Source organism: Legionella cherrii, assembly GCF_900635815.1.
GTDB classification, from domain to species: domain Bacteria; phylum Pseudomonadota; class Gammaproteobacteria; order Legionellales; family Legionellaceae; genus Legionella; species Legionella cherrii.
In genome coordinates, this window is sequence record NZ_LR134173.1 from 2,510,521 (window position 1) to 2,532,282 (window position 21,762).

Below are 21,762 nucleotides of genomic sequence, written 5' to 3' on the forward strand. Positions count from 1 at the left end.
TAAATTATTTATTATTAGATGGTAACAATTTGTATCAGATCTTGTCAAATGGATTATCAAAATAAATTTGATTATGCGTGGATTTAAAACTATCGATGTAACTCAATTATTATTTAAATGCTTATTTTTAAGTGGATTGTTCTGTTGTAAATCTGTTTGATTTACCTAGGATATTTTTTATAGAAATCCGAGACATAAATGCCTCGGATAATTGATTCAGGTGATAACGAATTGTTATTTTTTATATTTTAACTCGGAATCGAATTCAGGTGCAGGAATATCCGGCATCTGTTTTTTGGCTCTATAAAGCCAATCAAGTCTTAGTTCCGGCTCCATAATCTGGACAGGTTTCACTTCATTGAGTCGTTCATCCAATTCAACTTTATGTGCTGGTGCAAGGCTTGGCACCAAGCATTTTAAACTAGGCATCATCAGCGAATAACTACACTTGGGTTCAAGTTTAGGCGCCGTTTTTGGAGTTGGTCTGGGTGACATTGACAACGGCGTGATTTCCTCCTGAGGTTGACTTAATAAGGCGCGTTGAGCTTTAGCACTGGATAATGCATGAAGTTGCTCAACCTTATTTGCTTTAACCTCTTCAAGGCGGTCAATGAAATTATTTTTCTTGGTGAGAAGAGGTTGTCTACGCTGATCAAGCGAGTCAAGTTGTTGTTGTCTTCGTTCATAATAATCTGCATTGACACAACAAATATCAGATTTCAACCTTTCGTAATTAAGTTTTGCTTGCAACCAATCCTCAGCAGTCAAGCGATCTGGCTGTCTATCTTCAGAAAGGATAACATAGGAATTACCGTGTTTTCGGTAACGGGCTTGCTCATTTGGATCAATGATTAAATAAGCTTGAGTAAAATCATTGACCGGCTCCAATTGGGAGTTGAGAAGAATTTTCTCTTTTCTCAAAAATTGTTGCGCCTGTAAGAATCCACGTTCTTGTAATCTTAGCCCTTCTAATTCACGCTCACGAAGTGTCATTGGGATTTGTAGCTCATTTGAACGTTGTAACTCGTCTAATCGGGCTCTTACTTGTGCAATAAGTTGTTGCACTACTTGTTCTGAACTTTGAGGTGGTTGTACAAATTGTTTTTGGAAAAAGTCGAGTCGATTTTGCAGCATTCGAATTTTTCTGTCAGTAGGTGATTCAATCGCTTGTACTCTACTGGCATCGCTTAAGGTAGACGTTTGGGCTGCATGTTGTGCTTTAAGCGCTGCAAGCTGTGCAGATAAAGAAGCTATTTGTTGGTTTGAATAGCTAATAAATTGCGTGATTGGTTGATTGTTGAATAAGGGGGCTTGCAGGAAGACATTAAGCTCATCCAAGTGGTCAGTCATATGGACATGAGTCTCTTCCATTAACAATGCTTCTTCTTCAAGAGCATTCAATTCTTCTTCAACCTCATCTAGTTTTTCTTTGAGGGATTGCTCTTCTTCCTCTAATGCTTTGATTGCTTTACTGTATGCTTGAATATTAGCGTCAACAATCTGTAAGGCAATGTAGCTAACTTTTTGCGCTTCAGCAGTTTTTGTTTCTTTTAGTTTTTGATCGATTTGTTGTTGGATAATTTCGTTAACGTGTTTTGCAAGTTTTTTATCTTTTGCAATGAAAGTCAAAAGAAGGAAAAGCAAACGTTGTTGTTTGAGCTGCTCTTCTGCATTTCGTTCCCTAATTAATTGAAGTTGTGCCTCTTCTTTTACCAGTTCTTGCACTATCATGTTTATCGTTTCGTTACCACCGGCTGTTTTAAGAAACTCGGCCACTTGTTTGGCATTACGCAGTCCAAATCGAGAAAGAAATTGAGTCGCTAAATAGGGATCTTCTTCTGAAGTATTTGGATGTTGATTTCGTTCAATGTTAGCAAACCATTGCTCTAATTGACTGGAAGTTAAAGCCATTGGGGTGGGTTTAGGGGAGGACGATGAAATAGGCACGGAATAACTCCAATATAAGATATCTGTTCAAATTATAATCTTTTTTGGATTTAAAGTAAAGCAGTTATTTCACTAATAAGCTGAGAAATCAAGATGTTAATCTTGGGTCTGTTGATTCATCCTGAATTGAACCTGTTCGAGATTGTTCGGGGCTATTTTCAAGGCTCTTTTCCATAAGAGAGATGAAAAGCCAATGAGAAACAAACACACAATAATAAATAAATCATAATACAAAAGGGAGCCATATTTTAGCGATGCAGGAGGTATAAAACTAACCGCTAGTGAAATTGTAATGCCTATAAATCCAAAAATGGAGGAGGCAATAATTAACCAATAAAATCGTTTTTTTTCTTGCCACGCTAATCGGATTGCCCCTGCAAACATACACCCGTACATGAATAAATACATTTGAGTTGCTAAAGTAATCATGAACCAGTATGACGCATTAATACTCGGGAATAATAAAAAAAGAGTGCTAATAAAAGATACGCCACATGCTTGAATCAGCAAAAATTTAGCAGAGGATTGATGTGTCGTATTGGTGAGTTCATTGCTCGCAAATAACAGACCTTTGAGGGGAGAGATAAGCCAATTATTGGCACAACCAATACATCCGAGGACAATTAAGATGTTAATAATCAAACTAAGGTTGGCAAATTGAATTTGAGTAAAAAATACTTCAAACAATGCGGGAATACCACTAATAAGATTCAATTGCTGTGGGGAAAGAAGCATCGCTAAAGTCAATGAACCAAAGAGCATTGTGGTAAAAATAATAAGTACTGAGAGTGCAATGGCTTTAGGCAACGCCGCTGGCTTACATTCTTGAGTATGAACTCCAGCAATTTCAATACCGCAAAAAGATAGAATAATAGCAGTTAGAGATGTCCATGAGTCTTGATGGGAAGAGGGCATAAGTTTTAAAGGTTGCGGATGAAAGATCACCCAAAAAGCGCCTATAGCTAAAATTAAAATAAAAGGAAGCAACAGTCCAAATATAGAGCAAAAAACAGTCACTCGATGAGACAAGTAAAAACCTTTAAGATTCACCCAGGTTAAGCACCAGATGAATAGATTAATCAGGAAGAAAAGTAGTATTTTATTCTCAATAAAATATGGGTTGATACAATATAAAAGTGTGCCCGCGATAAAACTGAAAAATGTAGGATAGATAAGGATATTTTGCATCCACTGAAACCAAATAGCGATAAAGCCAGCATTTTTACCTAGACTTTTTTTTACCCATCCATAGATTCCCTCATGCGATTTAGAGGAAAACCATGCTGCAACAATTGCACTGGGTAATAAGAAAAATAATAAAGCCAGCCCAAAATACCAAAAAATATCTGTTCCAACTAATGCGGCAGCAGGTAAATTCCGAATACTATCTACTGAACCGACAGTCATCAAAGTTAAACTAAAAACGGTTAGTTTTTTATGCATTAAAATCTCAATGATAAACAGCTTAAACCACCATCAATTTTACGGAATTCACTTACATCTACAGTGACCACTTGAAAACCTAAATTGCGTACCATTTCAGTGGTTTGATGAAACCCTTGAGGCATAATGACCGAATTATTGACTCTAATACAATTCGCTGCATAAGCTTCATTATCGGAAACAACTAATTGCTTAAATGACTTAAAAGCCGGATGATTAACTAATTCACCATGGACGAGCAGGTATCCATTCCCCAAAGAGGAAACACCTGTTTTTAAATGTAGGAATTTTTTAAGCTCGATTAATACGCTTTTATAACCATACTGAGCTAACAAGGAAGTCAATTGTCGTGCTCCCTCCAGATTAGTACGCTGTGAAATTCCTATGTAAAAAACATCTTCAATTTGCATGACGTCGCCTGCTTCCAATGTTCCTGGAGCTTCTATCTGATGGATACGTCCTTTATAAAAGGTTTGAATGCAGGGTTTAATTAAATCAACTTCGCCTTGTCTTGATAGGGCACCAGGTCGAGTTAGGATAGCAACTTTATCAGTAAGAAGCGCTGGGTCCTCTACGAAACATGAATCAGGGAAATCGTCTGCTGCAGGTAAGGCAGTAACTTCCAAACCACACTGTATCAGTGCATTCATGTAATTTTGATGTTGCTCTTGGGCTTTAATGTAATCTGGTCGACCTAAGTCTAGGGTTGATGTTAATCCATGAATCATGTTGGAGGAGGGGGTGCGTACTATTGCCTGGTGAAACATAATAAATCCCTTTTTTAAATAGAATTGGTATCTTTTGATATGCTGATAGTCACAAATCTCATCCCTCAAATCAAGAGGTTCTGCTCGTAAAAATAAATATTAAATGTTTTGTTCTTTGTTGCTCGGATTAGCCAGCATACTCAGGAGATTTTTAGTCGTCATACCGAATGAGGCGAGGAAACTCCCCGCTGTAACACCCTGTTATAGCATGGAGAACGACGTGTGGGCGCTATTGGATTATGCTGCGCTAATCCAGGCTGCAGAATCATATTAGACTGAGATCACTGCTGCTCCAGTAAATCGTCCATGACGCAGGTCATCGAGTGCTTGATTGACTTCAGTCAATGGATAAGTATGAATCTCGGTTCTAACAGGAACTTGAGGCGCTAATGATAAAAATTCTTCTCCATCTTTTCTCGTGAGGTTTGCAACGGAACAAAGCGAGCGCTCACCCCAGAGAAAATCATAGGGAAAACTAGGGATATCACTCATATGAATTCCAGCACAAACTACGATCCCACCTTTTATTGTATTGCGAAGCGCAAGGGGGACGAGTGCGCCAACAGGTGCAAAAATGATTGCAGCATCAAGAAGATGAGGAGGGGATTTATCTGAATCTCCCGCCCATGTTGCTCCAAGTTTACAGGCAAACTCTTGGGCTTGGTGGTCTCCTGGGCTGGTAAAAGCATATATTTTACGCTTTTGATTTTTCGCTATTTGAATCAAGATATGAGCTGCTGCGCCGAAACCATATAATCCCAAGTGCTCAGCATTATTGGTTTTTAATAAAGCACGATAGCCAATTAATCCGGCACAAAATAGTGGTGCCGCTTGATAATCAGAATAGCCATCAGGGATAGGAAAACAAAACCGATGATTCGCAACACAATATTCTGCAAATCCACCGTCAATTTGATAACCAGTAAAACGCGCTTGATCACAAAGATTTTCACGACCTGATAAACAAAATTGACAGGCCTCGCAACTTCCACCCAGCCAAGGAATACCGATTCGTTGGCCGATTTTAAAATGGGTTACTGAAGAACCGACACTTTCAATGGTACCAACTATTTGATGACCAGGAATAAGAGGAAGTTTAGGGTTTTTTAATTCCCCATCGACAACATGTAAATCGGTACGACAAATACCGCAGGCATGCACTTTTACGAGCACTTCATTTTTTTGAGGGGCAGGTTTTTCTACTTGTTTATAGATCAATTTATGCCCCGATTTTTCTAAAACCATAGCATGCATCATCATTTTCTAATGTTTCCTAATATCAAGAAGTGTCTGTAAAAATAATATAGAAATATCAATTAAACTGTAGACTAAATAATGAAAACTGTTTTGCTTGACAAATTACTTTTGTATATCAAACTTAGTATGGTGATATTTTCTAATATGAATAGGGAATTATATTGAACGGAGTCAATAACATGAATACGCTATTAAAATGGAAGAAAGGTAACCCCCTGGCAGAACATTCTCAACATCCTTTTTTAAATCTGCAAAATGAAGTTGATAAAGCATTCCGAGATTTTTATGATATGTTCGGACCCAGTAAGAGCTGGGAACAATTCGAAAACCTGAATTTAATGCCTTCAATGGATGTTGTAGAGGATAAAGATCATTTTACCATTCAGATGGAAATGCCAGGTATGGACGAAAAAGACATTAGCGTGTCTTTCAGTGGTAATATACTCACTATTACAGGCGAAAAATCAACCTCTAAAAAAAATGATAATAAAAAATACATTTCTCGAGAAATCAATTATGGTAAATATGAACGCTCGCTCTCTTTACCTTCCACTGTTGATATCGACAAGGCAAAGGCAAGTTTTAAAAAAGGAATGCTTTGGGTTGAGTTGCCTAAAAAATCCGAAGCAAAAGGGAAGTTTCGTGATATAAAAGTAGAACAAGCAAAATAAATAGCTCATAGCCCCATTGTCCGTATGGGGCATTATTCTTCGCTTTGCATTGAGTGATTATTCTTCGAAGCGGATTTTTATAAACATTTATTATGATAGGCATGCACATGAGTTATATAAAAAATCGCGTCTTTGATGAACTAAAAATTGGAGAATCAGCAAGTCTCGTACGGACATTAACTAAGGAAGATATTGATCTTTTTGCGGTTATCTCTGGCGATGTCAATCCTGCACATGTCGATGCAGAATATGCTAAAAATGATATGTTTCATAAGATTATTGCTCATGGGATGTGGGGAGCATCACTTTTATCTACAGTTTTGGGAACAGAGCTTCCTGGTCCAGGGACCATTTATTTAGATCAATCTTTAAAGTTTGAACATCCGGTGACTTTAGGCGACACAGTCACAGTTACTCTTGAGGTAGTCAAAAAAATAGCTGAAAAACACATTGTTGAACTTGATTGTAAATGTATAAATCAGTTGGGGGAAATGGTCATTAGTGGTCTTGCGCGGGTTATAGCGCCGACCGTCAAAATTAAAAGAAAACGCATTGAACTACCTGAAATACAACTTAAGCCAAAACAAGAACATTGGTATCATCGTTTAATCACGGCGAAGGATTCTTTAAAACCACTTGTAACCGCTGTAGTGCATCCAGTAGATGTATTGTCAATTAAAGGTGCAGTTGCTTCCGCTGAAGCGGGATTAATTACTCCTGTTCTTGTTGGTCCTAAACAAAAAATTCTTGATGCTGCAAAAGAAGCTAACGTTGATATTACACCTTATGAACTAGTTGCCACAGAACACAGTAATGAAGCAGCTGAAATAGCGGTTAAACTCGCTGCAACCAAAAAAGTTGAAGCAATAATGAAAGGGAAAATTCATACTGAAGAACTGATGAAGCCGATTGTTTCCAAAGAGAATGGCCTGCGAACAGGTCGTCGTATGAGTCATGTCTTTTCTCTCGATGTACCCAATTATCCAAAACCAATTTTTCTTACTGACGCAGCAATTAATCTTTTCCCTAATCTAAGGGAAAAGTGTGACATTGTGCAAAATGCAATTGATTTGTTCCATGCACTTGAATTGGGTACCCCTAATGTGGCTATTCTTTCTGCAGTTGAAACGGTAAATGAAAAAATTCCATCGACTCTCGATGCGACCGCATTGTGCAAAATGGCTGAACGTGGGCAGATAACTGGCGGTGTTTTAGATGGTCCTTTAGCATTCGATAACGCTATTTCTATCGATTCAGCACGTGAAAAAGGCCTTTGCTCTCCAGTTGCTGGTAATGCGGACATCTTGGTTGTTCCCGATGTTGAGTCAGGTAACATGCTTTACAAGCAAATGACTTATTTATCAGGAATTGAAGCTGCAGGAATGGTATTAGGCGCACATGTTCCTATAATCCTCACTAGCCGTGGCAGCAATGAATTATCACGAAAAGCATCTTGCGTTATGGCCTTATTATATGCACGAAGAAAAAAATAATGAAATTAAATCAAACTGATGAAGTTATTCTAGTCATTAATGCAGGCTCTTCCAGTATTAAATTTAGCCTTTTTCTTTCTTCTTTAACTTTAATCTATCGTGGTGAAATTGAAAGTATTTTTGATGTTCCACAAATTACGGTTTCTAACGCTAAACAGGTACAAATTGTTAAAAAATCGATTTTATCCTCTGGTTATGAATCGGCATTAAGTTATTTATTTGAATGGATAGCGCAGTTACCCACACATTATATTTTAAAAGCGGTTGGGCATAGGGTGGTTCATGGAGGGAATTTTTTTGATCATCCTGTCCTAATCAATGCGGATTCCATTGAAAAATTATCCTCATTAAATCCTTTGGCACCACTTCATCAACCACATAATGTTGCCATAATAAAAAGTATTTTGAAGCTTTATCCTGAGATGCTGCAAGTTGCTTGTTTTGATACGTCATTTCATCGAACACAAGATAAACTGGCAACCCTTTTTGCTATACCTAGAGAGTTAAGTGAGGAAGGGATTGTTCGTTACGGTTTTCATGGTATTTCTTATGAATACATTGCTTCGGTATTGCCTGAAGAAATAAAAAATAAAAAAGTAATCGTTGCTCATCTTGGAAATGGTGCCAGTATGTGTGCTATGGAGTATGGCAAAAGTGTTACAACTTCTATGGGATTTACTGCATTAGATGGTTTAATTATGGGAACTCGCTGCGGGGGCATTGATCCTGGAGTAATTTTATATTTGCTACAAGAAAAGAAATTATCAGTAGAAGAAGTAAATACCATTCTTTATAAAAAATCTGGTCTTTTGGGGGTTTCTGGGATCAGTAGTGACATGCGCGAGCTTCAATCAAGTACAGAAACCAAAGCTGCTGAAGCCATTGATTTATTTTGTTATCGAGCAGCACGAGAATTATGTGCTTTAGCCAGTAGCTTACAAGGGTGTGATGCGATCATTTTTACTGCAGGGATAGGTGAACATTCTGCACTGGTAAGAAAAAAAATAGGTGAACGTTTGAGTTGGTTGGGTGTTCTGTTGGATGAACACGCAAATCAACAAAATGCAGCAGTGATTAGTCATACTCAGAGCAGAGTATTTGTGGGCGTCATTCCTACAAATGAAGAATATATGATCGCAAAACATACATTAAAAGTAGTATCGTTAGATTGAGCCAAAATGGGTGCAGACCACTCATCTCGAGTGCATCGCGCTGTAGCACGGAGTTACAATCTGCGCTCGGGATATAAATTATCTGGAGTGTTATATATGTTTCAGTGGTTTTTTAGATTGCTTTTAGTCATTTCAGGATCAATTGCGAGCTGGTTTGTTGCACGTGATGAACTCAAGTTTCCTATAGTTCAAATGGTCATCGCAGTCATCTTATTTACTCTGTTTATAGGGATGATTGCTTTTTGGCCTGAATTAAAAAATTGGTTTAAGCGAATTAGAAAAGATCATTAATTGAAAGAGCGATATGAACTCTAGTTTTCAAAATCGCCCATATCCATCAATTCATGTTAAATGAAATCTGATCATTATAGTTTGCACGTTTTTATAAAAGGGATTAATTTATTGAAAATAATAAATAAATTTAGGAGAAATTAATGAAAAAACAACATTCACAGGGATTTTTGACACTAATCGCCGAAACTAAAAAACATATCAAAGAAATCACACCCAAAGCTTTAAAAGAAAAAATTGAATCAAAAGAACCCATGTTTCTTATTGATGTTCGTGAGCTTAATGAATGGGAAACAGGGTATATTCCAACTGCAATACACTTAAGTAAGGGCATTATTGAGCGAGATATTGAAAAGAAAATTCCTAATTTAAATGACCAGGTTGTTGTTTACTGCAGCGGGGGTTTTCGGTGCGCACTGGTTGCCGACAATTTACAAAAAATGGGGTATACCCAAGTTTACTCTTTAGATACTGGATTACAAGGTTGGCTTGACGAGGGGTATTCTTTACAAAAATAAATTTTTTTGAATTTTTTTCTTTAAACACCAGCGAATAGTTTCTCCTCTCCCATCCCATCAGTATCACTGACTATAGTTTTGAGCTTTTATAAGTTCAAGATGGAAGAGGAGGAAGTGAAGCAGAATATCGGCACTAAAGCGCTCATTGCCTAAAACACTGAGTAGTTTATCAACAAAAAACTTAGCGTTAGATGTGACATTTTATCCATTAATCTCTAATTTGACTCCAGGGGAGAGGCTATTTCTCTTCTTGATTTCTAATGACAACCATTTTGATAGCAAGATTAGGTCTGATTCCTTGATTTATTGTTTTGTATCGACACTCCTCTTTAGTGCCGTGCTATTTTTGACCTTTTTGGTTCTTTATTAATAATTAGTTAATAAATTTAGCTTATAATCCACCTTTTTGTAAAAATAATGGCCATAAAAATTGGTTTGGTTATTTTTGATTATATGCGAGATGATGTATGCCAGTTACAAAAAAGTCAATATCAGAAAAAAACTCCATTACAACTCATCCTGATATTTGTACTCCTACTATTTGTATGAAAAGCAAATTACCAGCTGAAATAGTACATGAACATTTCCATAGGCTACAATCCACTATGGTTGACCGCCGCAATCCAGAGCTTCCTGGAAGTAAATCATTAATGAAAGCAGCAAGAGCGCATGCCATTCTTAAAACAGGTACAAAAATAAATTTATTAACCGCAACTGGGATAAGTGAAGCTGATTTACCGTCAAAACATGGGACAGTTCATATAAGCGCTCCACGAGAGTTAACCATTAAGGCAACCTGGAAAAATAAAAACCAAGAACGTGCAGTAAGTGGTCGGGATGCAAGTGTTTTTGGTGGTTTGGGAGTATTGATAATCCCATCCGATATTCATGTGGTCGATATTCCCAAAATGAATGCGCAGAGTGTGCCCTCATCGTTTTTAGCAAAATACGGTGCCGAGCTGATTCCTCTGGAACAATCATTTATTCTGGATGCTGTAGATGATCCTTCATTACAAAACTTATATCTAATTGAATATCAATGGAATGCTGACTACATTCAAGACTATGTAATGAAGATCAGAGGTGGTGGTGGATTATTTGTTGAAACTCATCCATTTCCTCATGTTTTTACACCCTTATCCCCAGAGTGTAGTGGAGCATTGATACTAGGAGTAGAACGTGATGATGGAGCTTTTGATTTTGCTGCATTTGAAATTCCATTTGGTTATACCATGAAAATTGCTAGTAATGTAATTCATGGAGATTCTTTTTTTGTCGGACCTTATGCTATAGCACTAACTGAAACAGAATTAGCTGACTCCGTTATTTTAAAGCAGAGTACACCTGACCGCTCCATACAACAAGTAGTTCAAACGCCTACTCAAATGGTTACATATAACTTATTGGATGAAAATAGATTGGCTTCTAAGGTTAATCATAAAATAATAATGGATAAAATTCGCCATGAAGGTGTATTGGGAAGCGGTTTGGGCTTTTTTAAAGCACGGCCTAGTGAAAAACGAGCAGAGATTGACCTTTCAAAAGATATTGCCATGACTCAAGTGCAAGCGTTTTGATGAGCCTTGGTTATTAAGAATATTCTTTTGCAGTTCTAGTACTCATAAAGTGAATCGTATAATTACTGTTCCAATGCCAAGGTGTTCCCCGACTTGTTGTAATCACAAAGGAATTCACTCTTTTGGCATCTAATTGATTATTCTTATCATAGAGCATTGAAAATTCTGTCGTATTTTCAATGAGTGGAGTGAGGAGAAAAGACGATTTTGCCATATTTGCAACCAGTCTATAGCGCTTTGTTTCACCATTTTTTAGGTTTAAAGTAATGAATAACTGCTGTGGTTTAAAAAAAATGGTCGCTAGAGTTCCCCAAATTGTGGGTTTCAAATCAATCGCAACAAAGAGTAGCTGGCTCTTAGGCAAGGGAACTTGCTCACCCAGGGTATGGACTTCGCTTTTTAATAAAGACAAGTTGACCTCTTGCAGGTATTTCTTTTTATGAAGAAATAGAACATTTCGATTTAAACGAATCGGTTGATAATTGGCTAACAATAAAGGCCAACTTGCGCCATCCTCTAAAGAGGGAACGCGTTGGTCAATGGGTTGAATTTTAAAAATAATATTATCAGGCCTATGGAGTCCTTGAAGATGTTTTTTATTGTCTTTAGCCAAATTTTGATTAAAGACTGAATAACTTTGAAATACGGGACGCGGAGACCAGCGGTTGTGTGAAGAAAGTAAATAGGTTTGATCATATGAGTAAATATCAGTCGTCCCATGTAAAACAGGGAAGGCTGCTTGCTCGCGTAAAAAATCCATAGTAAAAATATAGTTTTTTTTAAGCCAAGAAGGATCTTGTATTCTGCTTTTTAGGCCATGCCATGCTGAAGAGCAGGAGGATATGAGGTTGTTCCGGATTGATATGCCGGTATAGTGGCTATTAATAGAGTACCAGCTATTGAATGAGATAAAAATGAGTAGAAGACTCACTCTGAAATTCAAAATAAAAGGTAAAAATAGTGTTGCTAATAAAATAGAAGTCCCGGGTATAAAGGCATGACCTAAATGACGAGTAAAACCGGTTTTAAAAGAAACAAATAGAAACGCAAAATAAATTCCGAGCAAGAATATTTTTGCGCCAGCAGGCATTTGTTTTTGACAAGAAATAGCCAGGAAAATGAATAAACAAGTAATTAAATACAAAATCACTTCATTCATATTTCCATCTGTGGACATTGCTTCAGTAAAGCTTGAGGCGATACGGAGTGTGCTGGTGAGATAATCAGGCAAAGAGGCGAGTGGTTGTCCTGCTGCAAGCCAAAACGTAATCATTGATATTAAAGGGGAGACAAGGCACATCAATGCTAGTTTTTTGTTATCCTGGGTGCAAAAAAAAGTAAAGCACAAAAAAAGCACAAGAATGCATAGAATGAGCATAGACCCCTTAATTAGTGCAAGTAAGCCAAATGGGGCAAATAGAAAAAAAACCAGCAATAAAAGAGATTTATTTGCAAGCCTATCTCTACATTCTGGGGAAATGATTCTGAAGCTTATTAACCCTGCAAGTAATGGGTATGAAAAAAATAATGAGTCTCGAGCGTAAACCATGCCTAAAAGGGGTACGCAATAAGCGAGAAACCAATACCATCGTTTCCCTTTCATTAAAAAAAGAAGGCAGAACCACAAAGATACGGCTAGGCCAATACACCCGATAATCATCAGGAAATCCGTAGCAGGGTGATAGGCTTTTGTGTAAAGAGACGAATAGGGGCCGAGCGTAAAAATTATTTCTCGGCCAAATGCTAATCCTTGAGCAACCGCTTGATTTAGACCAAGAGCCCAAGAAGGATCAATCCCTGGAGCCGGCATTTTAGGAGAAAAAGGAATGAAAATGCACATGATAGTCAGTAATAGCATCAGCTTGCATAGAAAATCCAAAAACACATTTGTTTTTTTGAGTACAAGTATTATTAATGTATTACTCAATGTACGCTTCCGTAACTTTAATTTTAGCTAGTGTAACTTATTTTTTTATTAGAGAGTAAGTTGAAGATTAGTTGATTACAATAGGTATTTCAGAGAATTGACGAACAAACTTATTGTATTAAGATCTTAGTCTCTTCTTGAGTCTTAAGTTGCTCAGCACTGATCATAGTGATAGCTCGTTTTACACGAATCAAAGCATCTTGTAACACTTTATCTGTTTTACCCAGAGAAGCATGAAAGAATGCACTGGATACTAATTTTCTATTTTCTTCAATAGCTGTTTCTATAATTTGTTGGCAGGTTGTAAGTTGGTTAAAATTCAATTGTTCATCGGGTTGAAGTGCATCAAAGAGCGTTTTGAGGTTAGTTTTGGCACTTAGTACACATTTTAATTTGCTTTCATTTGATACCGTGTCGAAAAGTTGTCTTAGTCGAGAATGCTTGTTTTTGGTAAGATGAGATTCAAACATCTTATCTATTATTTCTAACTCATGTTTGGCAAGCATGGCATTTGAATATTTGTTAGGTTTTATTCCATCAATAGAACGAATTGGCCTTACAGCAAAGAAATGGTTGCTGCCTTCTCTATGATAATCTGTATACAGCAGTTGAGTTCCGGGGCCATAGAGTACTTCTTTTTCCTTTCTATATGTTGATATTGACGCTATTCTCTTACCAAGGCTAGCTGAAATTGAATCTTCATAAAATACAGTATGAGTATTAGCATAGCTTTTTGAGAAGCAATTATTTTCGCTTGTGCTTAAGAAACCTTTTTCAAATAGTTCTGACTTTGTCTTCACCGAATCCAATCTTGTCTTAAAGAAATGAGAGTCTTTGCTTACTATTTCTTTTCGATAATTTCTAACTAATGAAAGACTTTCTTCTTTAGTTGTGTTTAATGTCGGTTTAGCTAGGCCATGAGCTGCAATCGCAGTACTTAATAAAATCTCTGGAACCAGGTGCCTAAGTGAGCGAGCAGAATAGTTATTATGTGAGTCTTTTATTTGGGCATATTTGCGTAAAAAACTCTGGATTTTAGAGAAAAAATCAGAAGAATAAATTGTTATAGCCAGTTTTTCGGCGTAATGGAGATGTGAGCATTCCCCATCATTATCCAGTCTTCTATAATCTTCCGAAGAAGGTATAATCTCAACACCCTGAGAAACAAGAGTCGGTTTGTTTAAAGCTTTTTTGCAGCGAAAACAGAGTATCTATCTAAATGCTCCTCAGTAAATTCAATATGTTCAAAATCAGGATCATGTAACAAGATTTGTGTGATATTAAAAAACTGACCATCAATAGAAATTTCCAGCTCATTCAGTGCATTATAAGAACAGTCCATTGTTTTATAGTCGCTTAACAATGCATGCAACACTCTTTCGAGGGCAAAACTGGCATTATTTTTAAGTCTAGGACCTTGTTTAGGTTTTTTATCAGTTTTTTCATTGAGCACATTAAAAAAGAAATTTGTACCCCTTTCTTTTTTTACCTGTTGATATCCTTCCGGATGATGCCATTTTGCTAAAAGAAGACATTTTTTTAATGGGAGTTTTCCTTCCGAATGGTCATAAAATTCAATAATCTTGTTTAGAAAATCTTTTTCTGCGTGAAGATCTTTAAGATTGCTGCAAGTCCACAATGATTTATCAATATCGGATTCGATATTCGAGATTATTTTTTTAATTTGCTTATATCCATAAGACAAATCATCTTCTTTTGTTTCGCTCTCTGCTTGAGCATTTTTTGTCTTATAATAAGAAGGAAAACTTCCCTTCAGATGAGCATCACATAGCTTCAATCTGATACCAAATTGCTCTTTAGCTGTCTCACTCACGGAGGCATCTGTTTCACATTTTGAAACCATTTCTCTTAAAATATCTTTTAGGTAATATTCATTATTCTGGAAAATAATTTTAGTGTCTTGCTCTATGCAGGCTTCTAAATGGGCTCTATCATAAAAAAGATGAATTACTTTTCCATTGAGAAGGGCTTCTTCTGAAGAAAGAAATTTTTTTATGAAATCATCTAGCGAGATAGAGGGGTCGATAACAATAGTGTTCTGCGTATTAGGTTTGTAATTTATTTTGAGAAGATTACAAATTGTTGTAAAACCGTATAGACTCTGGCTTCTTATATCATCAGGGGTATAGGTGGGAACGTATAATAGTTCATTTCCTTTATTATCTTTTTTTATTTTAGTTATAGTGTCTTCAATTGAATGAAATAATTGAGTTAATGATTGTTTTTCCTCCAACTTAAGTTGAAGTTTTTCTTCCTCAGGCGATACTTCAATTAGCTCTGCTGCTTTCTTGATATTTTCAATTATTGTGGTTGTATTTTGCTTAAATTTCTTCTTCTGTTCTTGATATTCTTTGCTACCATAATGAGATTCATTATTAGGCATTAATTCAATGGTTTCTAGGCCTTCATTAAAACCATAAAATAAGACGGCTGCTAAACTGATGTAGCCTGAACTATTCCGCCAAATGGCAGTTTTACTTTTTTTGTCAAGACGGTTAGTTTCCGTATGAAAAAATAAAATAGCTAATATTGTTTCTGGTGTTAGTAAATTAGCAATTCTTTTGTCAAGTAATATCTTTCTGTTTAAAGCCGCACTTCCATAAAAACTTTGATTAAAATAATCCTTGTTACATATCGATTGGATTTTTTTAATATTTTCACTTGCTTCCGAGCTAATATTCAATTTCCTATGTTTAAGTGGAAATTTCTTTCGCATTTCCTTAATTAGCAGTGATAAAGCAACGGTCATATCTTCTCCTGCTCACAATCCCTGACAAGCTTAGTGTCTATAAAAATACTTGCATTTATTTATTATACATCTTGAGCATTATGTGATTATTAAGTCCGTTTATAATTCAATACCTTTTGTAAACATTTATAGGCGTGGAGCCTCTTGTGGAGAAACCTTTATTGAGTGGCATTTTTGATGAATAATTTTCAATCAGCTAACAGAGATTTTAATAGGTTAGCTCTCTAATCTTGAGTATAACAAAGAGTCAATAGCCAGCCGGACTATATACTGACGGATGATAACGCTTGCTATGATGATGTTAGGTACCTATCCATGGGATAGTTGCTCCCGGGCATGATTGGATTCTTAAGATGATAAAAATCAGAAAAGCAAATTTAACCCTAAAGAGACGGTATCGGAAATATCCGGTGTAGTACTTTCATTTTCGAGTGTTTTAAATGCTCCGTAATTGTGTTCGTTTTCATATTCAACAAATATACTTAATCCGGGGATAAGACGATAATACGGTCTTACTGTGTAGCGCATTTGATTCAAGCCACTGCCAATTTGAGCATTAACAACTGTTTTAGTCGCTAAAATACTGCGAATTCCTGTCCTGATTAAAAAATTATTGGTAATTAGTGTGTCGCGAGATAATTCAATATCAAATTTAATACTGCCACCATAAAAGTAAGTTCTTATGTCGGTATCAATAAAAAAGGGCATTAATCCTTCCAGACCAAGACCTGCTTGCCAATAGGGCTTATTGGCCGGTTGATTAAAATAGTTTGCTCCACCTTTTATGGCCCAAAATTGACTGATTAAATGCCAGTAAAAGATATCTATATCTGCATTTTCTAGCTCCCCCTTATACATTTCAGCATCCTTGATAAATAATTGCAGTTTATTATAATCAGGGCCAAACATGCCTTTGTAGGTAAGGAGCTGTGAATTGTGAACAGGATCAGCACCTACATCTAGAAAATTTGATAGCCAAAAGCCAGCGCCATGAGCCATGGGGTGTTTCACCAAATCCAGATTAATCGGCTTAATGGCCTCGTCGACTCGTATTATGGGGCGGTTGTAATACGAGGTGTCTTTAATGATATGTTCCGGCTGAGTTTTGTCTTCGGCTATTTCAATAATGGTTGTATATTGGAAAACACGGTTCATTCCAGTCATCATGTGATAAAGCATATGACAATGGAAAAACCATTGGCCGCTTGCATCAGTATCTACATCCGCTGTGATTGTTCCTCCTGGTGGAATATCTAGAGTATGTTTTAGCGGATCAAAAGCGTCTTTTCCAGTACGAACAATAAACCAATGACCATGTATATGCATTGGATGATGCATCATCGATGGATTTGTAAATACAAAGCGATAACGTTTACCCGGTTTTAAAGGTATCGGTTTTGCCTTATAACCAGGTACTCCATTCACAAACCAAATATACTGCCCCATATAGCCAAATAATTCCAAATTAATGACTCCCTCTACAGGTTTATTGGGATCATTAGTCGGGACCTCAGCGGTCAAATCGCGATACTTTGTGTCCATTGATGTCATATAGGATGAGGTGGTAGGGGCTATTGTATCGTTAAATCGAGTTGGCTCAGTTGGCATTTGCATGTTCATAGAGTGTCCCATAGGCATACTATGATCCATGTGCATCGAGTGCTTATGCTGTGAAGCAAGTGCATTGTCTTGTTTTGTGTGCGTTATGGGTAAATTGCCTTGATACATACCTCCCATCATGACGTTCATCATTTCTCTTGTAACCGGGATGGGCTCAGTGAACGGTTTGATTTGAGCATAGTCGACTGTTTGATCAGGAGCTGTTTTTAGAGCACCATAGACAGTACCTACAGTATCTTTTGAACCCGCATAAATAATATAAGGCTTATTTTTTTCTATTTTTACTAAAACATCATAGGTTTCAGCAGGGGAAATAGATAATTCCGTACTAGAATAAGGTTTTACGTCGTTTCCATCAGCTTGTATTACAGTCATATCAGAATCAGGTATTTTAATACGGAAAATCGTGCTGCTTCCTGCATCAATAAATCGCAATCGGACAATATCACCTATTTTAACTGGAGCAGTCCACGGATTGTCTTTAGGATGCCCGTTCATTAAAAATGCATCAAAGGCAACGTCACTAATGTCATAAATGCTCATGCGCATTCGCTGCATGCTTTTATAGTCATCAAGAAGTTTTTGTCGTTCATTTTTTGATGCTTTTCGGTAATCATGGATAAATTTTGCTAGGGATGGTTGGAGAGGAAAGCGCGGTGCATAATAGTCTCCGGATTTTTTTAAATGAGCTAAAACTTGGTCCGGTTTGGTATTAATCCAATCAGATAGAACGACTACGTAATCTTTAGTGTAGGTGTAATGAGGTGGTTTTTTAGGATCAATCAAAAAAGCACCATATAATCCCTGTTGCTCTTCCAAGCCAGCATGGGCATGATACCAATAAGTACCTGATTGCTTTAAAGTAAATTGGTAGTGAAAGGTGCCACCTGGAGGAATTTCAGTTTGAGCCACACCTTCTACACCATCCATTTGCCATGGAACCAAAACACCATGCCAATGGATCGCTGTTCCTTTATCAAGATGATTCGTAACATTTATAGTTACCTGATCACCCTCTTTAAAATGTAATGTGGGTGCCGGGATTTGATTATTTACTGCAATAGCCCTGGCTGGTTTATTAGTAAAGTAGACCGTTTTATAACCAATATCCAAATTGATAACTTTATGTGCTGCGAATGTAGAAAAAGAAACTAAAAAAAATGAAATCAGGCAGAGTAAAGCAATCCAATGATATTTCTTAGATTGGACGTCATGAATATTTTTTAACATGATGCATTCCATGAATATAAGGTTGATCTTTTGTACTTAAACCCAATCCTAAGGTCTTATAAATTTGTACAATATCTTGCAGCACGAGAGTTTGTTGCGTTGCAAGATTGTAGTTAGTTTGGAGTGCCCCTAAATTCGTCGTTAAGTAACTTGAATCATCGACAAGCCCACCCTTGTATTGAGCAGCGGTAATTCTTAATTTATCTATAAATATTTTCGATTGTAGTTGGTAAGATTGTAAGGCTAAATAATCTTTTTGATAGGAGGATAACGCATTATCTACTTCCCTAATTGCATTGATTACGGTATTTTTATAATTTAAAAATGCAGATTCAAACTGATATTTGGAGCGCTTGTATTCACTCATTCTTAAGCCAAAATCAAAAATTGGCTGCAAGATATTGGTTCCGTAATTCCAGAAAATACTGCCACTAGAAAGAAAGTTTTTTAAATTGGGGCTGGAAAATCCATAATTACCCGTCAAATTAAATGAAGGTAAAAAATTAGCTATATTTTGTTTTTCAAGATAACCGTAAGAAACCACTTGATAAAATGCTCCACGAATATCAGGACGCCTGCATAAAACGGCAGCGGGTATATCTTTGGGTACTAGCCCAGTAAACGAGTGATTAATGAGTAAGTTATTAATTGGAAAATTAAAATGTTCTGGATATTGGCCAAGCAAATAAGCCATTGAATTCAACAGTATAGCTTTTTGTTTTTCAAGACTGCTGATATTGATTTTTATCGATTCTATTTGATTTTTTACATCATCAATAGATTGAGCATCAACAAGACCACCTTTGAATTGGCTCATAGTTAGTTTTAAGAGCTCATTAGAGAAATAAATTTGTTGTCGCAAATTGGCTAAGTTTGAATTTAAGGCAAGAATTTGAAAATAAGTATTTACTACATCACTTATTAAAGTCAGTTTAATCACATCACTATTTGCAGCGCTAACCACTGTATTCGCCTTGGCTTGGTTGACGCTGTTATGAATTTGGTTCCAAACATCAAGCTCATAACTGGCTGATACGAAACCCTCTATTGACGTAAATGGGCTTGAGAAATTTCGTAATGGAACGGATGGGTTCGTTGAACCTAAATTATTTGCGGTGCCGAATGTGTTAATTGCGTTTTTAGATAGTTTAATGCGTGTTGCGTCAAAATTTAAATTAACTTGCGGCAGTAAGGCAGAGGCGGCTTGAGTAACATAAGTCTGTGAAATTTGAATGTTTTTAATCGCTATTTGATAATTTAAATTTTCTTTTATTGCCCAAGCGACCAATTGGTTCAATTTTTTATCGTGAAAATTTGTCCACCATGAATTGTTTATATTTTTATTAGTGAATTTGATAGAGGTTTTAAAGTGTTTGGGTACCTCTAAAGGAGCGATTTTTGGTTTTTGATATAATGTACAGTTGTTTAAAATCAATAAAGTTACAAGGAAAAATAAGGATTTTATTGGTTTCATTTTTTTCCCTTGATGTAAATATCAACTAATTGTCCTGGGAAAATATTAATGTCCTCTGGTTTGGTAAATTTGAATAGGACAGGTAGGACTCTTACATCAACACGTTCTGTTCTCTCATTTGAGAGTTGAATATTAGGAATCAAATAGGGTTGAATTTTTATAAATTCGAGGGGGATACCTCTATTGGATACTCCGCGTACGAACATAGTCGCTTCTAGATGAGAGGAACTTGGTAGTGTAGGAACTAGAATTTCATCTACAAAACATCGGACTTCCATGAATGGTTTGGTCACACCCATTTCAACAACAGGTAGCATGGCTTGTGTATAGGTATCAAAACGACCTAAAGGAGAACCATAATCTCCTAATGCAACGCCTACACGTAAAATAATCCCATCAATGGGAGACCTAAGAGTATATTTATCAAGAAGAGCCTTGTCGGCATCATATTGCTTTTGAGCAACATGGACGTTTTCCATTTGTATTTTTACTGCGTTAATTGCATTGTCTAGAGCATTTTTACTCACTGATTTGGGATCTAATAAAAAAGATTTACGGTTTTTTTCTAATTGTTGTTGTAAATTTACCAAGCTCGCTTCTTGATAGCGTATTTGAGCCGCATCCTTTGCAACCAGTTCTTTTTGTATTGAATCATCCAGCGTTAAAATCGGATCACCTTTTTTAAGATATTCTCCTTCTTGAGCAAAAACTGCAGTTATCTCTCCAGAAACTTGAGGGTAAATATTAACATTTTGACCAGTAGGTTGATGACTTTCGACAATTCCAGTAGCATAGATTCCTTTTTCATAAGGATTATAACTTACCGTAATAGGATTTTCTGGTTTAATCTTTTCGTTATAAATAATTACGCTTGCAATACCCGCTAAAATCCCCAGGCAAGCGATAATAAACAAAGTTCTTATACTCATTGAGAACCTTCCAATAGTCTTCCATCTTCCATAGTGATAATTCGCGTTGCAAAATCAAAAATTCTATTATCATGCGTCACTATAATAATTGCACGCGTGTCACTTAAAATATTTTCTTTAATGAACGTGATAATATGCTTCCCAGTTTCACCATCTAAAGATGCGGTTGGTTCGTCAAATACAAGTAACTCAGGTTCTGTAATAATTGCCCGTGCGATGGCGACACGTTGTTGCTCCCCTATGCTTAACTTGTAGGGAGGAACTAAGATCCGGTGGCTTAGTCCCACTATTTCAAGGGCTTTTTTTGCTTTTTCCAGTGCTGCAATCCAGGAGACTCTCTGGAGAATGAGTGGTATTGCTACATTTTCTTGACTCGTTAATTTAGGGAATAAATGAAAGTCTTGAAATACAAAGCCTAATGAGTAGAGCCTGAAATCAGCTAATGCATCATCATTAAGCTCCCAAATGTTTTTTCCCTTAACGAGCACATATCCTTCATTAGGTCGAAGAATTCCTGAAATAATACTTAATAGCGTTGTTTTTCCTGAACCTGATGGGCCGATAATGTAGAGCATTTCACCAAAATCAAGTTCAAAACTGACATCCCTCACTGCATAAGTTTTATTGTTACCCGTACCAAACCATTTAGTTAAATTGAAAGCCTGTACAATCATAG

The 21,762-nt window shown here is 36.6% G+C and carries 17 protein-coding genes; 6 read left to right on the plus strand and 11 right to left on the minus strand.

Translation table 11 applies throughout. The annotated features are described in order from the left end of the window. Positions 1-234 precede the first annotated feature (234 nt). The 4 genes from EL022_RS10625 to EL022_RS10640 all read right to left on the minus strand — a co-directional run bounded on the left by EL022_RS10625 (position 235) and on the right by EL022_RS10640 (position 5,411). Entirely contained in the window at positions 235-1,947 is a 1,713-nt protein-coding gene (locus EL022_RS10625; protein WP_237761282.1) for a hypothetical protein, read from the minus strand. A 96-nt stretch (positions 1,948-2,043) separates the two neighbouring features. Next, positions 2,044-3,390 carry an APC family permease gene (locus tag EL022_RS10630; protein ID WP_051544420.1) on the minus strand — a complete coding sequence of 449 codons (1,347 nt, stop codon included), beginning with the start codon at positions 3,388-3,390 and terminating at the stop codon, positions 2,044-2,046. Beyond that, positions 3,390-4,157 (minus strand): dimethylarginine dimethylaminohydrolase family protein, encoded by a 768-nt coding sequence (locus EL022_RS10635; RefSeq protein ID WP_028380601.1) that lies wholly within the window; start codon positions 4,155-4,157, stop codon positions 3,390-3,392. Before EL022_RS10635 ends, EL022_RS10630 begins: the two co-directional genes overlap by 1 nt. Before the next feature lie 270 nt (positions 4,158-4,427). After that, on the minus strand, positions 4,428-5,411 hold the full coding sequence (locus EL022_RS10640) for a zinc-dependent alcohol dehydrogenase family protein (protein ID WP_028380600.1): 984 nt from the start codon (positions 5,409-5,411) through the stop codon (positions 4,428-4,430). Between the two features lie 182 nt (positions 5,412-5,593). Between EL022_RS10640 and EL022_RS10645 the strand changes: the two genes are divergently transcribed. The 6 genes from EL022_RS10645 to EL022_RS10670 all read left to right on the plus strand — a co-directional run bounded on the left by EL022_RS10645 (position 5,594) and on the right by EL022_RS10670 (position 11,136). Then, positions 5,594-6,085 carry an Hsp20/alpha crystallin family protein gene (locus EL022_RS10645; protein WP_028380599.1) on the plus strand — a complete coding sequence of 164 codons (492 nt, stop codon included), beginning with the start codon at positions 5,594-5,596 and terminating at the stop codon, positions 6,083-6,085. A gap of 107 nt (positions 6,086-6,192) precedes the next feature. Further along, a complete protein-coding gene (locus tag EL022_RS10650; protein ID WP_028380598.1) occupies positions 6,193-7,578 on the plus strand; it encodes a bifunctional enoyl-CoA hydratase/phosphate acetyltransferase in 1,386 nt (461 codons plus the stop codon). Continuing rightward, a complete protein-coding gene (locus EL022_RS10655; RefSeq protein ID WP_028380597.1) occupies positions 7,578-8,750 on the plus strand; it encodes an acetate/propionate family kinase in 1,173 nt (390 codons plus the stop codon). The genes EL022_RS10650 and EL022_RS10655 overlap by 1 nt, the downstream gene beginning before the upstream one ends. Positions 8,751-8,756: 6 nt before the next feature. Next, positions 8,757-9,041, plus strand: coding sequence for a hypothetical protein (locus EL022_RS10660; protein ID WP_241972163.1), 285 nt, complete (start codon positions 8,757-8,759; stop codon positions 9,039-9,041). Positions 9,042-9,184: 143 nt separating this feature from the next. Then, a complete protein-coding gene (locus EL022_RS10665; RefSeq protein WP_028380595.1) occupies positions 9,185-9,559 on the plus strand; it encodes a rhodanese-like domain-containing protein in 375 nt (124 codons plus the stop codon). A gap of 467 nt (positions 9,560-10,026) precedes the next feature. Continuing rightward, complete coding sequence (locus EL022_RS10670; RefSeq protein ID WP_051544419.1) at positions 10,027-11,136, plus strand: hypothetical protein; 1,110 nt, start codon at positions 10,027-10,029, stop codon at positions 11,134-11,136. 13 nt (positions 11,137-11,149) lie between these two features. Here the strand turns inward: EL022_RS10670 and EL022_RS10675 are convergent, their stop codons facing one another. From EL022_RS10675 to EL022_RS10705, 7 genes are all read right to left on the minus strand, one after another. Beyond that, complete coding sequence (locus EL022_RS10675; RefSeq protein WP_028380593.1) at positions 11,150-13,063, minus strand: hypothetical protein; 1,914 nt, start codon at positions 13,061-13,063, stop codon at positions 11,150-11,152. Positions 13,064-13,173: 110 nt separating this feature from the next. Further along, positions 13,174-13,863, minus strand: coding sequence for a hypothetical protein (locus EL022_RS10680; RefSeq protein ID WP_028380592.1), 690 nt, complete (start codon positions 13,861-13,863; stop codon positions 13,174-13,176). Positions 13,864-14,243: 380 nt separating this feature from the next. Beyond that, on the minus strand, positions 14,244-15,833 hold the full coding sequence (locus EL022_RS10685) for a hypothetical protein (protein WP_051544418.1): 1,590 nt from the start codon (positions 15,831-15,833) through the stop codon (positions 14,244-14,246). Between the two features lie 363 nt (positions 15,834-16,196). Further along, the gene (locus tag EL022_RS10690; RefSeq protein WP_028380591.1) at positions 16,197-18,683 is read right to left on the minus strand and encodes a multicopper oxidase domain-containing protein; all 2,487 of its coding nucleotides are present in this window, start codon (positions 18,681-18,683) and stop codon (positions 16,197-16,199) included. Further along, positions 18,664-20,157 carry an efflux transporter outer membrane subunit gene (locus tag EL022_RS10695; RefSeq protein WP_028380590.1) on the minus strand — a complete coding sequence of 498 codons (1,494 nt, stop codon included), beginning with the start codon at positions 20,155-20,157 and terminating at the stop codon, positions 18,664-18,666. The genes EL022_RS10690 and EL022_RS10695 overlap by 20 nt, the downstream gene beginning before the upstream one ends. Next, positions 20,154-21,086: an efflux RND transporter periplasmic adaptor subunit gene (locus EL022_RS10700; protein ID WP_028380589.1), complete on the minus strand. Its 933-nt coding sequence runs from the start codon at positions 21,084-21,086 to the stop codon at positions 20,154-20,156. Before EL022_RS10700 ends, EL022_RS10695 begins: the two co-directional genes overlap by 4 nt. Beyond that, a complete protein-coding gene (locus EL022_RS10705) occupies positions 21,083-21,760 on the minus strand; it encodes an ABC transporter ATP-binding protein (RefSeq protein WP_028380588.1) in 678 nt (225 codons plus the stop codon). The genes EL022_RS10700 and EL022_RS10705 overlap by 4 nt, the downstream gene beginning before the upstream one ends. Between the last annotated feature and the right edge of the window lie 2 nt (positions 21,761-21,762).